Origin of the sequence: Vibrio sp. CUB2 (genome assembly GCF_001557945.1) — a bacterium.
GTDB classification, from domain to species: domain Bacteria; phylum Pseudomonadota; class Gammaproteobacteria; order Enterobacterales; family Vibrionaceae; genus Vibrio; species Vibrio owensii.
Genome location: NZ_LNRB01000004.1, coordinates 109771 through 129590, shown reverse-complemented (window position 1 = coordinate 129590; position 19820 = coordinate 109771). Strand labels below are relative to the sequence as shown.

7 protein-coding genes and 1 pseudogene are annotated in these 19820 nt (G+C 46.3%); all 8 read right to left on the bottom strand.

Annotated features, from left to right (window positions below):
- Positions 1 to 71 precede the first annotated feature (71 nt).
- On the bottom strand, positions 72 to 563 hold the full coding sequence (locus tag ATB78_RS07585; RefSeq protein ID WP_005441250.1) for a DM13 domain-containing protein: 492 nt from the start codon (positions 561 to 563) through the stop codon (positions 72 to 74).
- Positions 564 to 925: 362 nt separating this feature from the next.
- The gene (locus ATB78_RS07580) at positions 926 to 1843 is read right to left on the bottom strand and encodes an OmpA family protein (protein ID WP_061008276.1); all 918 of its coding nucleotides are present in this window, start codon (positions 1841 to 1843) and stop codon (positions 926 to 928) included.
- A gap of 29 nt (positions 1844 to 1872) precedes the next feature.
- A pseudogene (locus ATB78_RS07575) lies at positions 1873 to 5388 on the bottom strand (hypothetical protein).
- A 30-nt stretch (positions 5389 to 5418) separates the two neighbouring features.
- On the bottom strand, positions 5419 to 15957 hold the full coding sequence (locus tag ATB78_RS07570) for a DUF11 domain-containing protein (RefSeq protein WP_155647778.1): 10539 nt from the start codon (positions 15955 to 15957) through the stop codon (positions 5419 to 5421).
- A 382-nt stretch (positions 15958 to 16339) separates the two neighbouring features.
- Entirely contained in the window at positions 16340 to 17065 is a 726-nt protein-coding gene (locus ATB78_RS07565) for an SDR family oxidoreductase (RefSeq protein WP_061008275.1), read from the bottom strand.
- Between the two features lie 125 nt (positions 17066 to 17190).
- The gene (gene pstB, locus ATB78_RS07560; protein ID WP_179946998.1) at positions 17191 to 18051 is read right to left on the bottom strand and encodes a phosphate ABC transporter ATP-binding protein PstB; all 861 of its coding nucleotides are present in this window, start codon (positions 18049 to 18051) and stop codon (positions 17191 to 17193) included.
- Entirely contained in the window at positions 18048 to 18884 is an 837-nt protein-coding gene (gene pstA / locus ATB78_RS07555; RefSeq protein WP_061008274.1) for a phosphate ABC transporter permease PstA, read from the bottom strand. Before pstA ends, pstB begins: the two co-directional genes overlap by 4 nt.
- Positions 18881 to 19810, bottom strand: a complete 930-nt coding sequence (gene pstC, locus ATB78_RS07550) for a phosphate ABC transporter permease subunit PstC (protein ID WP_045417344.1) — start codon at positions 19808 to 19810, stop codon at positions 18881 to 18883. Before pstC ends, pstA begins: the two co-directional genes overlap by 4 nt.
- Positions 19811 to 19820: the final 10 nt, after the last annotated feature.

The window sequence follows — 19820 nt, the reverse complement described above, 5'->3', positions numbered from 1 at the left end:
GGCGACAGAAAAATTAACATTGTCACGTTTCTGTCATTTTTTATTCGGCATCAGTTAAAACTTTTTGGCTGTCAGCTCTGGTTCAGATTTGCGACAGATTCGAGCTGCGCAGAGGTAATAAATTCACCAAATGTTTCACACCAAATAATAACGGTCGTGTAGTTGTCTAAAGGCAGATCTTGAGGAAGAGTGACCATAAAACGGTCAAATGTTTTTACGTCACCCACATTAATCATTTGCGGCTTCAATCGATTGAAATCAGCTTCCGTTTCAACGAATGTTGGAGAAAGATAAACTTTATAATCTGGGCCCGGAGCTAGCTCACCTTGGAACGCAATGGTGTCCTCTGTTAACCAGATCTCCCCTTCTCCCCAGTGTAGGAAATCACTGTCAGTTCGGTTGCGATCAAAAGAGCCTTGATACAGCACACCTTCAGTGGAATTAGAGATGACGGAAACATCAGGCGAATCCGGCTGAATAAGAATAGGCAGAGCGTAAATACCCGCAGCAAAACCAGCCAAAACACACAAAGTGTGGCTTACAAGCAACAAAATCCATTTCATAGTTATATACCTAGCTTTAGCTAACACGACGTCACTAATAAAGTTAGTCTATAAATCTCGCTAAATCAGGGTATTACCCAAAACTCAGAAAATTCCTATATGTTTTTCAGGTCAATATCACAATTCTCGTTATCATATTGCGATTCTCGATACTTAAATCGAATAATTGTTATTCAGCTAAATGCAACTCATAGAAATATAAATGAAAATAATTTGTGCTAAGGGCAAAGCGGTTTTATTTCATCTAGCGTGTATTTGCCAGCGCTTGAGAAAGTAGGAAAGGAGGATGAAATAGAGTGGAAATACGAGAGAAAGGTAAAAAAGCCAGCCTTTATTGGTTCAATCCTAGGCTGGCTTTTTAATTATTGTTTAGGTTGGATAGTTGTCTGCTCTATCGAACCTTCTTTGAATACGATGAAGGCTCGGCGGTTAAGGGCATTGGCCTCTTTCGAGCGTTCATTGATAACCGGCTTTAGCTCACCAAACGATTTCACTTCCCATAAGAAGTGCGATGGGTCGATTTTGGTTTTCAGATACTTCACCACTTCAGATGCTCGGCGCTGTGCCAAGTCCTCGTTGTATGACAGCGAGCCAATTTGGTCAGTATGGCCTGCTACAAGAATACTGCCCTGCAAGCCTTGCAACTTATCAGTGAAGCTGTCTAATTGGGCTAAATCTTCTGGCTTCAGTTCGGACTCGTCGAAATCGAAGTGCGGTGTCATCGCCATGTAGATTTTACGATCCGGTTTGGGTGGCTCACAAAATGGCATTTCTTCATATTTTTGCGCTTCTTCGAACACCACAAAAGCACGACGGTTTTCAGCACGATCTTCATCGGTCTTACCTAGCGCTAGTGGCTGCGTTTCACCAAAATACTTCACTTCCCAGTCATAATGGTCTGGATTGAGTTTTTCTTTCAGGAAGCTCTCCACTGATTGAGCGCGGCGCAGTGACAAGGCTTCGTTGTATTCCAGTGAGCCTTTGTAATCGGTATGACCAACAATGGTAATTCGACCGCTTAAGCCTTCGATTTCATGCACGAAGGCATTCAGACTCGTCGCATCTACGTCTCGAATGTTGTACTTATCAAAAGCAAAGTGCTCTGCCACAGCAATGTGAATCTCTCGCTCTGGCGCTAAACATTCGCTGATTAAGAATTTCGATACGTCCAAGTCGGTAAACTTGTCTCGGTTCTCTTGGCTTACGTAAGTATCAGTGGCGCAACCTGCGACAAGCAGCGTGCCCACTACCCCACCAAGAAGACGAAGGGTTGTTTTCATAAATTCCTCTCACTCATTCACAGATGGGGTTATAACTTACCAACCAAGTTGATGAATACGCCTTGCGCGTCGTAGTCATCATCGTTGGTTAAGTCGCTATCAAAGGCAGAGAAGTTGTAACCAATACCGACTTTGAAGTTGTTGCCGATGTGCTTGTTCACTGACACCAAGGCACCATGTTCCAACTCATCATTTAAGGTGTCCGTTTTCCAGTGGTATTCACCGGTGACGTCCCACTCTTTCATCACTCGGTAAGAGGCGCTTAAGCCATACAGATCAATGTCACTTTTGACGATTTCGTTCTTACCGGATTCACGTGCAAAGACTTCTTCTTTGTCTTTGTGTGCGTATTTCGCGCCGACATCCCAGTTTTCATCGATGCTGTAAATCGCTTCGACTTCGATGATTTGACTGGTTTCATCTTGGTAATCCACATCACGGTCTAGTTGGTCATAATCCGCAATGTAGGTATAACGGCTCAATAAGTTCAGACGATCGTTGTAGATTGGACGGTATGCTAAGCCACCTGTTGCCTCAACAAAGCGCGCCATGGTCTCACCTGTGGTTTGACTCTCAGTGATCGAGTAGTTGTACTTACCAAACAAGGTGTGCTCTTCCGTTAAGCGATGTGTGTAACTGTTGGTCGTCACGATCTGCTCCAGCTCTCGCTGTGCGACATCGGGATCGTCTTCGTTCTTGTCGACACGGTATTCCAGTTTGTGACTCAAGTTGATGTCATCCAAATCGATTGACGCGTTCAAGCTGACGGATTGTCGCTCGGTGATTTGGTTTTCATCGTCTTCGATTTCACCTTGTTGATAACCAATGCCCATTTCGACATCGTCTGTCACATCGTAACCAAATCCGTAGGAGTCGATACGGCCGTGGCCATCGTTTTCATCGACAAATTGGTTCTCTTGGTAGAAATCCACGCTTGAAGTTAGGTCAGCACGTTGGCCGACAATCACGTTGTTTTCACCTTCGTAGTTGTCATCCACGTATGTGACATAGGTAGAGTGGTCGTCAGAGACATCATACGTCACCGTCGCTTCGGCAATTTCGCCACGATCACCCGTGGTGTACTCACCGCCCAGTGATAAGTCTTCCAACACGCGGAACTCAGCTCCCACAGAAACGCTGTCGTTATCGTCGTAGTCGTCCGATTGATTCATTGTGGTTTGGCCTTTGACATAAACGCTGTTGTCGCTGTCCCACATGTAATCCAAACGTAAACCCGCCAAGGTTGCGTTACTTTGCTCATCGGCTTGGTTGAGCTCATCGACCTGTTGGCCTGCTGCCGATAGCTTGATGTGCTGAGTCAGTTTGAATTGGGTTTCTAGCTCAATGGTCTCAGAATCTGTTTTCAGATTGCCATCCATGTCACGCTCTTCGTTGGCAGAAAAACGTGATAACACTGCAATACGGTCGGTGGCTTGCAGGCGCAATTCCGCTCCATACGCTTCTTGCTCAAGGTCATCGCTGCTACTTGCATAGCTGTAACCGGCGTCTTTGTCTTTGTACCAAAGTTTGACGTCGTTACCGACCGCACCGAAGATGCTCGGCGCCAAGTCATATAAGTTCGCAACGGCTGTCACTTGAATGCTGTCACCTTCGCGGTCTTCTAGACTGTCACCAATCGGCGTAAAGGTTAAACCACCATCGTACGAGACAAAGTTCGACTCAGTTTGTCGACCTTCACTGTGAGCGAATTCCGCTTTAATGAACGTTCCTTCCGTTGCGCGAAGCGTTAAATCAGAGCTGTAAACTTGGTAGTTTTGGTTGTCTTTCTCTTCCGTCGCGTAGGTGACGCCAAGGCCGATGTAGTCATTCATCCAGCCTTTCACACGGCCGCCGTAAGACATCGCATCCAGTGAGTCAGAGCCTTGAGGGACGTATTCGTAGTCCACAACCAGATAGTTTTCGTAATCGTCGTTGCCTTCAATCACGCTGCCAAAGCTGTCAGACATGATGTTGTCTAGCGGCTTAGTCAGGATAATTCGGCCTTGGTATGGGTCGAATTCATAGTCACGCCCCGGCTCTAGTGGCACTTCATTTTGCGTTAAGCCGCTTTCATCCACGACCCTAACGTAAACCTTGTCACTGCCTGGTACTGCTTCGCCGTGACGCAAGAAGTAAAGCGAGCCGCCAGTGCCAAGAAATTCATCGTGTGCGTATAGGGAATCTGCTTCTGCTACAAAACCAACGATATTCAATCGGTCTTCACCGTATTGGGTGGTATCGCGAGTGCGGTAGTCTGCTTTGAAGCCATATAAGCTACGGTTGTAATCGCTGGTTTCTGTGCCTGTGACACCCGTGTTGTAGTTACCCCACAAGTACTGCGACTTGTCGTATTCTACATTTAGGTAGACTTTGCCCTTGGTATTGACCACTTTCTCGATGTTCGAGCTGTCGCCATAGTTGCCGTAGTACAACTCGTCATCGTCTTCCAGAATGTCAAACACGTCTGAGTCTTCCGACGCAAACGGGTGCTTAAACATGTCTTTCAGTTCACTTTCTTTGGTATCAAAGTGGGTAGTAATACGCAGCTTGTCACCAAACTTACCTTGGCCAAAGTACGCCAGACGACCTTGGTTGTAGATGTCGTTTTGGTATTGATCATCAACGCCAAGCGCTGCACTGTTGCCTCATACGTTGTTCTTACCGATGTACAAATCCGCCAAACCAGTTTGTGCATAGTAAGTGTCTGGGATACGCACGTAGAGTTGGTAACGGCGCTCATCGCCATTATCAAACACGACTTTGGTTGGGAATACATACGCGTCGGTAGGTAGGTACTGCTCTGCGTACAAGTTGCCATCTTCAACGTCGAATTCGTCTTCGCCAATGATGACTTTATCAACGCGTTTAAGGCCGGTACCAATAAACTTCGCCAGACCTGCGTCGGTCGGAATGTTGTGACGCATCAACTTAGCTTGGCCATAGCTGCGGCCTTTGCCTTCTTCGTCTTCGTTGTCGTTTCGGTCGATGTCCACTTCTGCATCCGGACGAACGAGATCCGTCACACCCACCGTAGTGACATCCATATTGCCGTCTTTGTCCCATGCTTTAAGTCGGAACAACAGCTGGCCACCAACATCAAACTGGTAGTCTACATCTGTAGCACCGTCCCAGTTGATGTCAAAATCGTTGGCCAACTTATCGCCTTCTAGCACGGCAATCGGCTCGGACAAACCAAAGTCGCCCACACGATAAACTTCAAGTTGGTATTTTTTGATGTAGTAGCTGTAGTTAGTGGTAATGGTGAAACCAACGCTATCGCGCAGCGTACCCTCTTCCACCTCCAGCTCATCACTGACGCTCACATCCAGCACTGGGTCAAATCGCGTGATATCACGACTCGCCCAAATAGCGCCTTGGTCTAAATAAATACGCGATGCGTCGTCTTCTTGTTTTGGTGTTTCGACCGCGATATCAGTGGTCTCTGACTCGAGTTTTTCTAACTTGCTGGTATCGGCTGCCATGCCCATCATCGGCATGGCAGAAATAATACAGGTAGCTAAACGAGACTTGCTAAATACTTTCATACAAATTCCAGATACTGCTCCAATGACTCACTACTCTTGCTCGGCGTCTTTCGCTTTGCGATGAACACTGAAGTTAAACTTCGTGAGCTTATTCGGGGTAATTCGCAACACTTTCGGGTTTTCGCTCACCACTTCCATCGAAGTCGGTAACGAGTCAGTGTCTAACTTCACTAGGAAGTTTTTCCCTTTCTTATTCAGCACCCATTGGTCGGGCACGTGGTAGCGTCCGTACTGGTCTGTATGAATGACGATGCCTTCCACCGTCATCAGCTTGACACCTGGTATCCCGTCTTCATAAACCCCTTTGTTCTCAATCACGATTTCCCACAGGTAGGCATCGCCATGTCGATAGAGGTTTCTTGTGACGTTAAGATTCTCTGCACTTAGGCCGTTCTTTTTGTCTGATTCATGAGCAAACTTGATTTGGCCTTGCGCATCAAATTCGATGCGTGAGCCACCGTCCGATGTGACGGTAAAATCAAAGCTCTCACGAGTACGTGTTTTGAATTGAATCGCGACAGATTTTGTTTCAGAGATGGTGCGGTTTATCGAGTGGCCCCAAAGATCACCCAACTCAACACCTTCTTGCACGGCTGAAATCACTTGACCATTGTCTTGCTCATCCTCAACCGACAGCTCTTTCCCATCGCGGACGACGATTGTAGAGCCAGCGATGTAGTCTTGTGTAGGCAAGTTGGCAATCAATTCCACATCAAATGCCGTCGCGTCTGCTTGGAAACCGTCTTTGTTGTGGTCTTCAAACACCTTACCGATGATGGATGAGGTATCGAATACCTTGTCCGGTTCTACGGTTACTTTGGCACTGTCTTCGTTCGATACCGCAAGGCCATCGACTTTCGATACCGCGGTGTTGATGTAGTCACCAAACGTCGCGCCAACAGAAACTCGCAGTAGATAACGAATACGCAGCTTCTCGCCCGGGTCGAAGTTCAATGAGGTAAACAGCAGCTTGCCTGTGTCTGATGGCTCAATCGTCAACACTCGGTCGTCTTCATTACCAAACTCACCATCTGGGCCACTCAACACCACTTCCGATGTATCAAGAATGTACTTGAAGCCGCCTGGGTAACGGTCTTCCACGGTGACGTTTTTGAAGTACGATTCGTTGTTGTTTTCTACAATGACTTCGTATTCCACGGCATCACCCACTTGCGCGGTGTCTTGCAACGCCGCTTTCGTTAGCTGAAGTTCACCACTGTTATCTGGGATCTTCTTGATGTGCGTGGTCACGCTGTCACTGGTTTGTGTACCGTCGCTTTCTGTCGCGGTAAAGGTGTTGGTGATGTCGTCATCCAAGCCTTTACCTAGCGTGCCCACAACTTCAAAGGCAAACGCATTACGTTTTTTCGACTTAAGGTTGACCGTTAAGTCCAAATCTTCACTTGCCGGGAAGGTGTGGCGATCAATCACGCTGCCGCTGTCGTCTACTTCAACACCTTCAATCGTCCAGTCGGTGAAGACCTTGTTGCCCGCTTCATTTTGCAGCTCACTGATTTCATCGGTTAGACGAACATTGGCTGCGTTACCATCACCTTGGTTCGTCACGGCTAAGTAATAAGTGACGGAATTATCATCCGGTGTGTATTCCGGCTTATCAGAACGCTTCTCGACCACAAGCTCAGCAGGAACAGGCGGTAAATCCAACGCTGCAACTTGGTCTGCTGAACCCTGCACTGAGGTTGGCGAAGGCATCATGCCTTTTGAGCGCGCCATTGCAGCCGGATTCCACGTCAGATCTAAGTAGTAACCGAGTACATCAATGTTGGTCAGCATGTCTTCGTTGACGGTCAACGTGAAGGTGTAATCAATCTTACCGCCCGGTGCGATATCAACGATGGTGAACAGGTCTTTATCGTCTTCATAATCGCCCGGCTGAGTTTCAGCCCCTTGCCAATCCGCCGTTAGCGTCCAATCATCAAAGGCTTTATCACGAGAACCATCGATGTAATCACCCATGGATTCAGCGAACTGAGTGTAGACCGCTACGTTCTTTGCAATACCGCGTCCGATGTTTTCAACTACTAAGTGATATTCCACTTTTTCACCCGGCACGTAATGTGGTGCGTCGGTGTATAGCTCCGCCTGAACAACCGCACTCACACTCTGAACGGGTGGGCTGATCACATCACCACCATCGACTTGCGCGGTATTTACAATGGCTCCGGTCGCTGAATCCACAACCGTGCCTTTCGCGCGGAATACCACCTTACCTTTTGGTGCAATATCCACGCTGTATTCTGTCGGGCTGATCGATTCGACATTGCTACCTATGGTCTGTGATTCAACCTCAAGCGATGTTGAGCCATCTACAAACGCAGGGCCAGTTGTACCATCGTAATAACCAACTTGGATAGACGACATGTCATCCACCACGCTCAAATCGGTGATGTAGTTATTCGAGGTATTCTCGATTGTGATCAAGAACTCCAACTCTTCACCAGGTTCGTATTCGGTTTGAACGTTTGTTTTGGTGGCGACAAAATCGGAATCCATCGGCAGCATAATCGCCGTTGATTCTTGAGAAACACCGTTATAAGTGACGGTTGCAGTGTTACTGATTTGACCAATCGCTGTGGTACGGATCAGCGCTTTCACACGGAAGGTCACGGTACTCTCAGGCGCAATATCCATGGTTGCATTAATATCGTCGCTCAGCTCAAACGTTTTTGGCGTCACAACCGTGCGTTCATCCGATGCTTCGTACGTCACTTCCCACAACATAAACGCTGACTCTTTGTTACCACTGGTGGTATCAACATCGATGTCGCTGATGATGTCTTTCAGTTCAACACCAGAAGCAAACGCCAATGACGTATTGCTCACCGTAATGTCATAGTTGATCAGTTTGGTCACTTCATACGTGGTTGTATCAACGATCTTATTAATGGACACCGTCGCTAGAATTGGCGTACTGGTTACGCTTTTTTCTGCTGTACTCCCTTCAAACGTTGTACTCGCGGTATTGGTGATGTCACCCGTCGCATTGGCTACCGTTGTCGCTTGAATGGTATAAACGATCGTATCTTCAGGAGCGATATCCAGCGTCTCTTTCAGATCTTCACCTGTTGTTGGTGCTGGTACTGGCGTTTCACCCGTTGTTGAAACCGCTGAAATCTGAATTGAACTTGGGTCAAACGCTTTTCCTGTGGTGCCGCCAGCAAGTGTCGTTTCAATCGACTTCAATGTGTCTTCAATTTCAACGGCTTCTGCCCAACCTAAGCCGTTGTTCTTAACCGTCACGGTATAAGTCAGCGTATCACCCGGTAGGTATTCAAGCTTGTCGACTTCTTTCGCCAACGTGACTTGCGCGTCTTCAGGCAAATACGTCGCTTCCGCAGTGTAGTCTGTGCCATCACTGTCCACTTTAACTAAGTTAGTGATGTTGCCTTTGGCCTTGTCGTTGACGGTATTCGTTACAACGAGAGAGTAACTATCGCCCGGGTGGATACTGTAAGTCGCGCTGTAACCCTGATCGGTATCGATCACGTTTTTGCGAGCGTTCAGCAAAGGATCGCCACTACCACCGAGTACTTCATCACTGATCACCCATTTACCCGTAAAGGCTTGTTCTTTGTCAGTACTGTTCGCCACATCGGTCATAATGGTATCAATGCGATCCACCAGCACTTGGTCAACCAAGTAACCTTCACCGACGTTAGTTAAGGTGATTTTGTACGCAACAGGCTGACCCGGTTGGTATTTCGCATCCGGCTCCGCAATCGGCGTAGTCTCTTTGGTCAGCTCCAATTGGCCTGGTTTTGGTGTGATGTAGCCTTGCTCAAGTCGAGCAATCTTAGAATCATCAAGACCGTGTTTTAGGTATGCCGTGTTGGTGAATCGGCCAATCGCATCATCACGAACCTTGCCTTCCACGTGGATACGTAGAACGGTGTACTTGTCTCCGCCGCCAGTGCCTGCGTCATCACGACCAGCCATTTTTATCGCTTCTGATGGCAAATCGATATCTGGATTAACAGCGCCAACATAAGCATCCAGAGCAGTGAAGTCATTTGCCGTTGGATCACTTGGAGCAGAGTTAAACAGCACTTCGTAATCAAGCGTCCACTCTTTAAGTGCCGTCTGCATTGAACCGTCAACCGTCTCGACTTCAAAACTACTAATAATGTCGCGCAACGAGAATAAGCCGGTGTCTACATCATCATTGGTAATATCGATGTAGTAGTTGATAGTGCCGCCTGGGACATATTCTGGAGTATCGGTCCACTTATCGATCAGGATTTTTGAACGACCCGCCTCAAGCACAATGTCATTCGTGTCATTGCCATTCACTTGCGCCGTATTGGTAATCGAGCCCGTTGCTGAAGCAGAAACGGTCCCCTTCACGTCAAACACGATGTGTTCACCTGGGCGAAGGTCTACCGTGGCATTCAAAGGTACGTTGCCGTTGTAGTTACCTTGAACGTCGTAGGTTCCCGCAGGCTCAACAGCAATACCTGTGTTCCATTCAGTGAAGGCATCTACCCCATCTTCCGTTTTAATATTGTTAATGGCATCGATAACACGAACGTCATTAGCAATGCTGTCGCCCGTATTTTCAAGGGTGACTTGATATTCCACATCACCGCGAGGAGCATAAGTACAGCCACTACCATCACTAGAAGGAACCGAACAACTCGCGGAATCGCCATCGGTGTACTCTAACGTCTTGAAGTAGTTGATTTCTGAAGGCTTAGGTGGAATAGGCTCCGACGAATCCGACTTACCATCTGCGGTCACTCGGTTCGCTTCAATCTCACCCAGTGCGTCGTCTCTTACTGTACCTTTCAGGTTAAAGGTCAGCGCTTCTCCAGCTGCAATATCTACTTCGATATCGAGATTACCGGCTACGCTGTAACCCGGAACATAGGTATCAATGTTCGCGTCGATACCATTACTCACCGTATGACTGATATCACCAGAGGCATACGCCGGTTTGGTTGTTCCGCCAATAACTTCAACACCAATATCGGTCACCGTATCTTGAATACGCACATCGTTCGCCCACCCATTTTCTGGGTTAGTAACCACGAATTCGTACTCCACTTCATCGCCAGGAATGTAAGTATCTCCCGAGGTGAAAGGTGCACCATTAATAGACACGACGCGTTTTTCCACATTGATGTTGTTCGCCAAAGGCAGCAACGTGGCGGTTCGGTTTTTGCCATCGTAGTTCGCGGTGTTTTTAATATCACCCAATGCATCTTCACGGATGGTGCCATGGACCGTGAATGTCAATGACTCCTGAGGGGCGATAACAATGTCATTGTCGATATCAATACGAGAACCATCGACAAAACCAACTGCCTCGGTAATCGAGTCTGGTGCTGCATCTTTCGCCAAACTCACTTCCCAACCTACATCAAAAGGTTCACCAACCGGATCGCCACCCGCCGTCGAATTATCTTCCGCAAGACGGGTTTGAATCGCAGAGATGGTGTCTTTTAGGCGAGAACCATACTCGGTGCCATAGCCGTTGTTTTTCAGCTGAATACGGTAGTAAACCTCACTCTCACCCGATGCTTGCGAGTAGGTGGTTTTCTCTGTGCTGAATCCAGCATCAGAGAAGGCTTTCTTATTGAAGCTGATTTCCGGGTCAGCCATTGACGCTGGAGGAGACACCGCAATTAGCTTGTTGCCATCATCTTCATCAATAAACGCTCGGTTAGTAAACGTCCCTACCGCTTTTGGGCTGATCTTCGCGAGAATCACATATCGGACATGAGGCGTGGTTAAGAAACCGCCGAAGTCTTTGGCTGCAATATCGACGTGAGTATTGATAGGATCGGTAATAGGTGTGCCTGTGACAATAGCACCATCTACATCTGGGTCAGAGATACCTGAACGATCGGTATCTGTCGTAATCGTCCACTCAACAAATGCAGGGCCTCGACTACCGTCATAGTAGTCCGTCATAATTTCATCAATGTCATCACGTAGGCTCATATCATCGACATGAGCCTCGGCAATGTTTTCGATCAGAATTTCATACTCAACATATCCACCCGGCATGTAGTGAGTCGCACCAGCCAGCTTGTTTCCATCTACATCATAGAAAGCGAGAATATTTTTCTCGTACTCAACTTTGTTTACAGTCTGCTTAATACTGTGAGCAATACTGTCGCCATCAACCTTTAACAAGTTGACGATTTCGCCTTGCGCTTTGTCATTAACCGTCGCAACCACTTCATATTCCAAGGTTGCCCCCATTGGAATATCAGCCAATACGTCTAGGTTACGGTCGCTGGAGGTATAAACATTGCCAGCACCTGCGCCTGCGTCGACGTACTCTTTATTATCACCGGTCGCCTTTGAAGTAATGTCCCAAGTAACGTATGCATCACCTGTACCGCCATCAACGAGATCTACCGTGATATCCTCAAGATTATCGACAATTGGAATGTCATCGGCATTGGCTTTACCATCATTCTCGATGATCAAACGATACGTGACTGTTTTACCCGGCTCGTAAACCGTTTCATCAGTGATTTTGTCAAAATTCAGGTGATAATCATTCGGAATAACAATGGTGTCACGATAGCTGATATCACCAACCGCATCGGGACGAATCATCCCTTTCACGGTGTACGTGACATCTTCTCCTTCATCGATATCAATCGTAGTTACAATGTCATTGTTGTCAGCGACCGTACCGTCTTTTGCACCATCTGTAGTGCCCGCATTCGCAAGATCACTTTTCTCTACACTTACGCTGAACTGATTAGTCTTTGTCGTAGGATCATAGAACGGGTTGCCCGTTGAGCCATCTTGCAATTGAACTGAAATACCATTAATCAATTCATTCACATCAACGTTATTACGGTAGCCTTTGCCGTCTTGTGAGGTGTACTTGAAGGTGTAAATCAACTCATCACCTGGAGAGTAACGGTTGATGTTAGTGGTACGGAAAACATCACCATTGTTGTAAACCTGATGGTTTTCAGCAACGGCACGTTTTAAGTACTCACATGAAGTAGTACAACCTGCATCATCTTTGTGAATCAACAATGCCTCGTTGCGGATCAAATATTGTTCACCCGCTTCTACCCCGTTAGAAACCGCATTATCTTTGACCAGCGCTTTGATTTTGACGGTAATAAAATCGTTCGCAGGAATGTTAAGTGGGATCTCAACATCGTTGGTATTAGGCGTACTGTAGGCACCACCATCAACTGAATACGACCAATGCTCAAACGGATTTTGCTCAAGTAAATCCTCTGATTCACCATCTTTGTCATTCGCAAGCGTGGTTGTAATTTCACTCAGACGGTCAATCAAGATCAGATCCGTTTCTGGAATATCACCATTGTTGCCGATCACGATGGTGTACTCGAGATCTTCACCTGGGGTGTAACGCACAACATTGGTTGTTTTAGTCAACGCAACGTTGATGTCATAAGCGCTGTCTTTGTTGTCGATTTGAGCAGACGAACTGTGGTCGCGATCCGTTAATGGGTCATAAACATCAACACGGTTTGAAACTTGGTCGTGTGGATAATCATTTTTGACGATACCGGACACTTCATAATGCACCCACCCTCCCGGAGTGATATCGACGTCGGTATCGATGTTTTCGTTGTCTGAAACGTCACCGTAGCGTGAGCCTGGCTCATCGGTATTTTTTGAACCTGTTATAGACCAGCTGGAGAAGAAGTTCAGCGCTTCGATGTCATCCTTAACGGTTGCATCATTGGCGTAACCCACTCCACGGTTGTAGATGTAGATATCAAACGTTGCACGCTCACCAACAATAAAATCAGTGTTTTGAGCGGTTTTCGCCACAACAAGGTTTGGCTCGTTTGGATGCGTCGTGACTGAATCCGCTAGATTGATGTTGTCTTCTGCGTCAGTCGACTTGACGGTTGCTGTGTTAGAGAAAGATCCCCACAGGATCTCAGTATCAACACTGCGATCAAGAGTACCAACAATGGTGTATGTGATAGTTACACCCGGTGGGACTTGAGCGATAACATCAAGATCATTGTTATCAGAAAAGTCACCGGCATCAGCGGCGACTTTTAACCAAGGCGAATCTGCCTCAATGTCTGCTGAAATAGTCCACGAGGTGAAGACTTTCTTCATCGCACCAGCAGGCTCAAGCAGTTCTGCCTCTATTCCGCTGATGTCATCTTTAATTTCGATATTAGAAGCAAAACCATTGCCTTCAGGGTTAGTCACACTGATGGTGTAAGTCACTTCATTAGTCGTATTGGTGTACCAGCTTTCTTCATCATTCCCATCTACGCGCTTATCCAACACTAGGTAGTAATCACGAGGGTAAGAGCTTCGATCCGAATAAAGCTTGCCATCCACTTCAACTTCGTTTCGGATTTCATCATCCGCAATTGGGTTAACTACTGCAGCAATCGAATAAATGATGGTTTCTTTAGGAGCAACCGTCGCATTTACATCTAAGATGTTCTTATTGCTCTGATTACCAGCAATTTCGCCAGTGAAGCCCGGCTTACTGTTTGTGGAAACATTGCCATCCTCATCGTAAGAGGTCGCCGTTACCACCCAACTTACGTAAGCTTTGGTTGATGTTCCGTTGATAGAAGTAGTGGTTACAGAAGCCAGATCATCATAAACAGGAACGTCGATCGCGTATCCTTCACCGCTGTTTTCTACTGTGATGGTGTAGTTTAGGGTGCTACCTGACGAGTAGTAGCGAGAGTCTACTTCTTTTTGCACTTTTAAGTTTGAGTTCGGCATTTGCACACCAGAGCCAATTTCGCCTAGGTTGTCCCCTAAACAAAGTCCCGCATCTGTGCCATCATCAACAATCTGACCTACACTGTCGTCCGCCACTCTTGCCGTCAACTTGTAACGAACATAACCTTCAGGAGCCAAATCGACTTTTAGGTCAATGTCGTCGGTGGTCCAAGCGCCATAGTTAAAAGAGCCGTAGTTAGAGCCTTCGCCACGGCTATCCGCAACTTCAAGTTTCCATTCAGAAAAAGCAGATCCAGACGAACCATCAACTTGCTCAGTAACGTTACACGCAAACTTGTCTAGCACGATGACATCATTGACAAAGTATTTCGAATCCGCGTTCGAGATTTCGATGTCGTAAACCACTTCATTCTCACCAGAAACACCTGGCACATACGTCGTGTCTTTAGTTCGCTTGTTTCGTTTAATTTGGCTCGATGATGAATCGAGAACATCTTCCGTGTTTAGCGTATTTGCAAGCACGCCAGCTGAATCAGCGCCGCCTTCGTCGTTAAGAACTTTCGCCTCCAACTGAGGGATCTTACCGATAGAAACGGGACTTGCATGCACCACAATGGAATAAACGATCTCTTCACCAGGGTAGATAGACACTTTATCATCGAGTGATTTGTCGGTTTGCTTGCCCGATGCTTGTAGCTCAGAGAGGCTGTTCGAGCCAATTGATACCACTTCATTGGTCCAAGTCGAGTACGGGTTACCCGTTGTGTCATCGGCATTTTTGTCGTTGCTGATGTCGTTGCCTAGATCCGACTTCAACGAGTCCATCAACTGCTGAACAGTGTAGTTGTGAGCGATACCTGCACCTGAAGCGTTACGCACTGTGATGGTGTATGAGAAATCTTCGCTAACAAGGTAATCATCCGTTTTGTTGAGCGAGTGCGAGAGTGTGACATCAGCGTCTTTTGGCGGCGTTGTGATACCACCGGCTGATTGGTTGTCGTCACGTGTTTTTGCTTCAGCGCTGTCATTGATGATGTCGCCGACCAACGTTGAATCGATTTGACCTCGAATGGTGTAGGTAACCGAACCACCAACTGCGATAGATACATCCTTCGCATCCAAGTTGTCGCTTGTTGAGAACGTCCCCGCGTTACTCCCTGATCCCGAAGTAGAAGCACTGTTCGAGACAGACGTAAAAGCTGGAATCATTGCACCATTGATGTCTTCGGCCTCAATATCGGCCACAAGGTCGGTAACAGTCATACCTTGGATTTTTGCAGAGCCTGTGTTCGATACTTTTAGGGTGTAAACCAGAGCCTGCCCTGTGCCATATTTATCAACCGACGCAGAAAGATCGATGCTGTGTTCATACACCACTCTCTGGTGGGTAGTTGTGTTTGAATCTTCTCGTGAAAGCGCACCAGAGCGAACATTGGCAACGTTGTTAATATCGCCCGCCGCCTGCTCAGAAACGGTTGCTTTGATGGTGTAAGACACCGTGCCGTTATTGCGAATTCGAACATCAGTGGCAGTTAGGTTGCCATTTCTGTCGTAGTCACCAGCAGAAGATAGAAAAGAAGCGGACGCGGAGATCTCTGCGCTTTCAAATGCATTCACTGAACCGCCGGAATCACCGGAAGTCATGATGTTCATGATCTCATCATTGACCTCTAACCCAGAAAGTATGGAACCAGAGGTGTTGGTTAAGGTCAACGTGTATTCAATCTGGCTGCCGTTGTCGTATTGGCCACTTACTGGTGACAACTGGACATCAAGCCCGGCTATATCCGCTTTCGCAGGCATAGCAATCAATACCATTAGGAACGACAAAAACGCACCACCTAGGGTGCGAATCAAACGACTAAAATCTTTCGACATGCTTACTTCTACTACCCAAATCAGCTAGTTAAGGAGAATTAAGATTAATTAAGGCGAATTAATCAGCAGAAAAGTTTAGCGAAGCGAATGTGATTACAGTCGGCATCTTTTGAGCGAAGAGTTTTTTAAATGCCTATTACGACCATGAAGAAAAACAATATGTAAGGCAGGATTTAAGGGGGGTAGCATTCAAAGCATTGATATATCGCTACAACTCGCCAAATCAGAACCAATGATTTTATAACTCTTTAGTTGATAAAAACTTATAAAATCGGTCAATAAGCAATCAATTTAAAATTGGAAAGGGAAATTTTTTGTTGACATGAAAGACTAGGAACGCGCTATTTCAGAGCATTCCTAGTCGATAGAAATGGGGCTTTTCTTAATCTAGCAAGCTGTCTTGGTAAATCATTTTTTTACTCATTCCGCCATCAACGACCAAGTTATGGCCATTAATGAAGTCATTCTCTGGGTGCGTTAAAAAAAGACACGCATTAACAATATCTTTTGCTTTCCCGACTCGACCTGATGGATGCTGCTGATGATCAAAGCTATCAAGCTCACCATACCCTTCAACCTGAATCCAACCGGGGCTAACCGCGTTGACGGTAATTGGCGTATCTGACAACGAAATGGCCATCGATTGTGTCATAGAGACCACGCCACCTTTTGATGCACCGTAAGCATCCCAACCAGATTCATTTTGATTCCAGCGCGTAGAAGCAATGTTGATGATTCGTCCATAAGGCTGAGTATGATTCAAAGCGATAAATCGTCGGGAACAAGCAAACGCGCCTTTGAGGTTAACGTCAATCACACGTGAAAACTCTTCAAAAGTCAGCTGCTGAATGGGTTTGTTAAAGTTGGCGATCGCACCATTGTTGATGAGAACATCAACTTTGCCGTACTTTCCTTGGATCTCATCAAAAGCCTGTTCAATCTGCTCTGGTCGCCCTAAATCAACGAGGTGAAAATCCATATCTGAATTCTTATTAGGCGCAATGTCTAGCACGATAACTTTTGCTTGTTGCTCAAGGTAGGCAAGAGCAAGATGTTGACCGATACCTTGGCTACCGCCAGTAATAACGACCACTTTATCTTTATACATACAGAGTTCTTAATTGTTTTTAATAACCCCAATTTTAGAGCTCAAACGCATAAAAAAATAGGCACGATTCTCGCAAAATCGTGCCTAAAGAGTGCTGAGTCAACAGCCGCTATTGTTGTTATTGGTTATCCAAAATCACCAGAGATGTATCGCTTAGTACGATCATTATCTGGGCGGTGGAAAATTTTATCGGTCGTGCCATATTCTTCTAACTTACCGAGGTACATAAAGCCGGTGTAATCAGAGATACGCATCGCTTGCTGCATGTTATGCGTAACGATGACAATGGTGTATTTTTCGCGCAGTTCAGTAATCAAGGTTTCAATCGCTGCAGTCGCAATTGGGTCAAGCGCAGAAGTCGGTTCATCCATTAGGATTACTTCAGGCTCTAGAGCAATCGTGCGTGCGATACATAAACGCTGCTGCTGACCACCAGATAGGCCATTTGCATCAGCATCCAGCTTGTCTTTCACCTCTTCCCATAAATGCGCGCGTTTTAATGCAGACTCAACACGAGCTTTGATTTCTGCTTTGCTGAACGTACCTTGGATTTTTAGACCAAACGCCATGTTCTCGTAAATCGACATTGGGAATGGTGTCGGTTTTTGGAAAACCATACCGACTTTAGAACGCAACTCATTAACATCGGTGTTGTTAAAGATGCTTTCGCCATCCAACAGGATTTCACCTTCTGCATACTGATGACCGTACAAATCGTAAATTCGGTTCAAGGTACGAAGAAGCGTGGATTTGCCACAACCCGATGGGCCAATAAGTGCTGTCACACGGTTTTTGTAAATCGGCATGGATACCGATTTCAGTGCTGCATCTGCGCCTTTGTTGTAGTAAAAATTTAAGTTTTGAATATCCATACGATGAGTCAGATTTGCTGTCACATCGTTGGTATTAATGCTGTCTACCAAAGTGCTCATAATAGGTCCGTTCATGTTGTTTGTAGTGACTGGGTTTAAAGTTGCCGTGTTCATGCTCTTCTCGCTTTAAATAGCTGCGGCAACGAGGTCGCCAGTACGTTAACAATCAAAATAAAGGTCGTGACAATCAGTGCGCCAGCCCATGCTAGCTCCTGCCACGATGTGTAAGGACTCATCGCAAACTGGTAAATCGTTACTGGCAAGTTTGCCATCGGTTTGCTCATGTCCGTGGTCATAAAACTGCTGTTTAGCGCAGTAAACAGCAAGGGTGCTGTTTCGCCCGAGATACGTGCGATAGATAATAGAATCGCGGTAATAATACCCGGTGCGGCAGCTCGATAACTCAGTTGGGTAATCACGCGCCATTTAGGTGCGCCTACGCCACTGCCTGCTTCTTTGAGTGTTGGTGGAACAAGACGAAGCATCTCTTCTGTTGATGCCACAATCACTGGCAATGCAAGGACCGCGAGTGCAATTGCCCCCGCCCAACCCGAGTAACCACCAGTTGGAACCACAATCAAAGCGTAAACAAACAGACCGACGAGAATTGATGGTGCGCTCATTAGCATGCCGTTAAGGAAGCGCAAAGACTCCGCGATCTTGTTGTCTTTACTTGCCTCAGCAAGCCAAGTACCAGCCAGAATACCAATCGGTGCTGCGATTAAAATGCCCAAACCAGTCAGCATCAAGCTACCAATTAGAGCATTTTTCAAACCACCTTGGCTCCCAGGGCCAGGAGTCAGTTCGGTGAAGGTAGCCAAACTCAAGCCCTTCACACCTTCACCAACAAGCGTGTACAAAATACTGGCAAGAACAAAGACTCCGAATGCGGCTGACAAAGAACAAAACGCTAAGAAACTAAAGTTCTTTAATTTTCTAGTATTCATGATGACTTCCTTAGTAAACGTCGAGCAAAGCCCATCACGAAGAAAGTGATAATAAAGAGCACAACGCCAAGCCCAATAAGTGAAGCGATATGAATTGGGTCTGTCGCTTCATTAAATTGCTGAGCAATCGTCGATGAAATTGAGCTCGCTGGCATAAAGAATGAGAACTCAATACGACTCGCACCACCGATAACAAAAGCCACCGCCATTGTTTCGCCAAGTGCTCTCCCCAGACCTAAGATGCCAGCACTCACCGTTGCATTTTTCACTTTTGGGATAAGAACTTTGGTGATCACCTCAAATGGTGTCGCACCTGTTCCATACGCCGCTTCACGAAGAACATCAGGAACCGATTTAAGTGCGTCACGCGTCAATGACGTCATGATTGGCAGAATCATAAATGAAAGGATAATGCCCGCCGCTAACAAACCGATACCAATCGGTGGCCCATTAAACCAGCTACCGATCAAAGGAATATCAACTAAATGCATGCCTGCCCACATTTGGAACCCTTCAGAGAACCAAGGAACAAAAACAAACAATCCCCACATACCATAGATAATGCTTGGTACGGCAGCGAGTAGCTCAATGGCTTTACTCACTGGCTGACTTAGCCATTTAGGTGCTAGTTCAGCGAGGAACACTGCCGTACCTAACGCGATAGGTGCAGCAATAACAATAGCGATGAAAGAAGTAACAAGTGTGCCGTAAATTGCAGAGGCAGCACCAAATTGACCATTAATAGGATCCCAAATATCTCTAAATACAAAGCCAAGGCCAAATTCTTTAAAAGCAGGCCATCCACCTTCAATTAGTGATAATAAAATACCAGTTAGAGTCACAAAAATTAATAAAGCACTCGCGAAACTCAATTTATTAAAAACCGAATCACCATTTACTTTATTTTTAATAGCTAATGTAGTCATAATATTTTAT

What these genes read in the sequence shown, in the direction of transcription:
- ATB78_RS07585 (WP_005441250.1), bottom strand. Translation starts at nt 563, where the DNA reads ATGAAATGGATTTTGTTGCTTGTAAGCCACACTTTGTGTGTTTTGGCT.
- ATB78_RS07580 (WP_061008276.1), bottom strand. Translation starts at nt 1,843, where the DNA reads ATGAAAACAACCCTTCGTCTTCTTGGTGGGGTAGTGGGCACGCTGCTT.
- ATB78_RS07570 (WP_155647778.1), bottom strand. Translation starts at nt 15,957, where the DNA reads ATGTCGAAAGATTTTAGTCGTTTGATTCGCACCCTAGGTGGTGCGTTT.
- ATB78_RS07565 (WP_061008275.1), bottom strand. Translation starts at nt 17,065, where the DNA reads ATGTATAAAGATAAAGTGGTCGTTATTACTGGCGGTAGCCAAGGTATC.
- pstB (WP_179946998.1), bottom strand. Translation starts at nt 18,051, where the DNA reads ATGAACACGGCAACTTTAAACCCAGTCACTACAAACAACATGAACGGA.
- pstA (WP_061008274.1), bottom strand. Translation starts at nt 18,884, where the DNA reads ATGAATACTAGAAAATTAAAGAACTTTAGTTTCTTAGCGTTTTGTTCT.
- pstC (WP_045417344.1), bottom strand. Translation starts at nt 19,810, where the DNA reads ATGACTACATTAGCTATTAAAAATAAAGTAAATGGTGATTCGGTTTTT.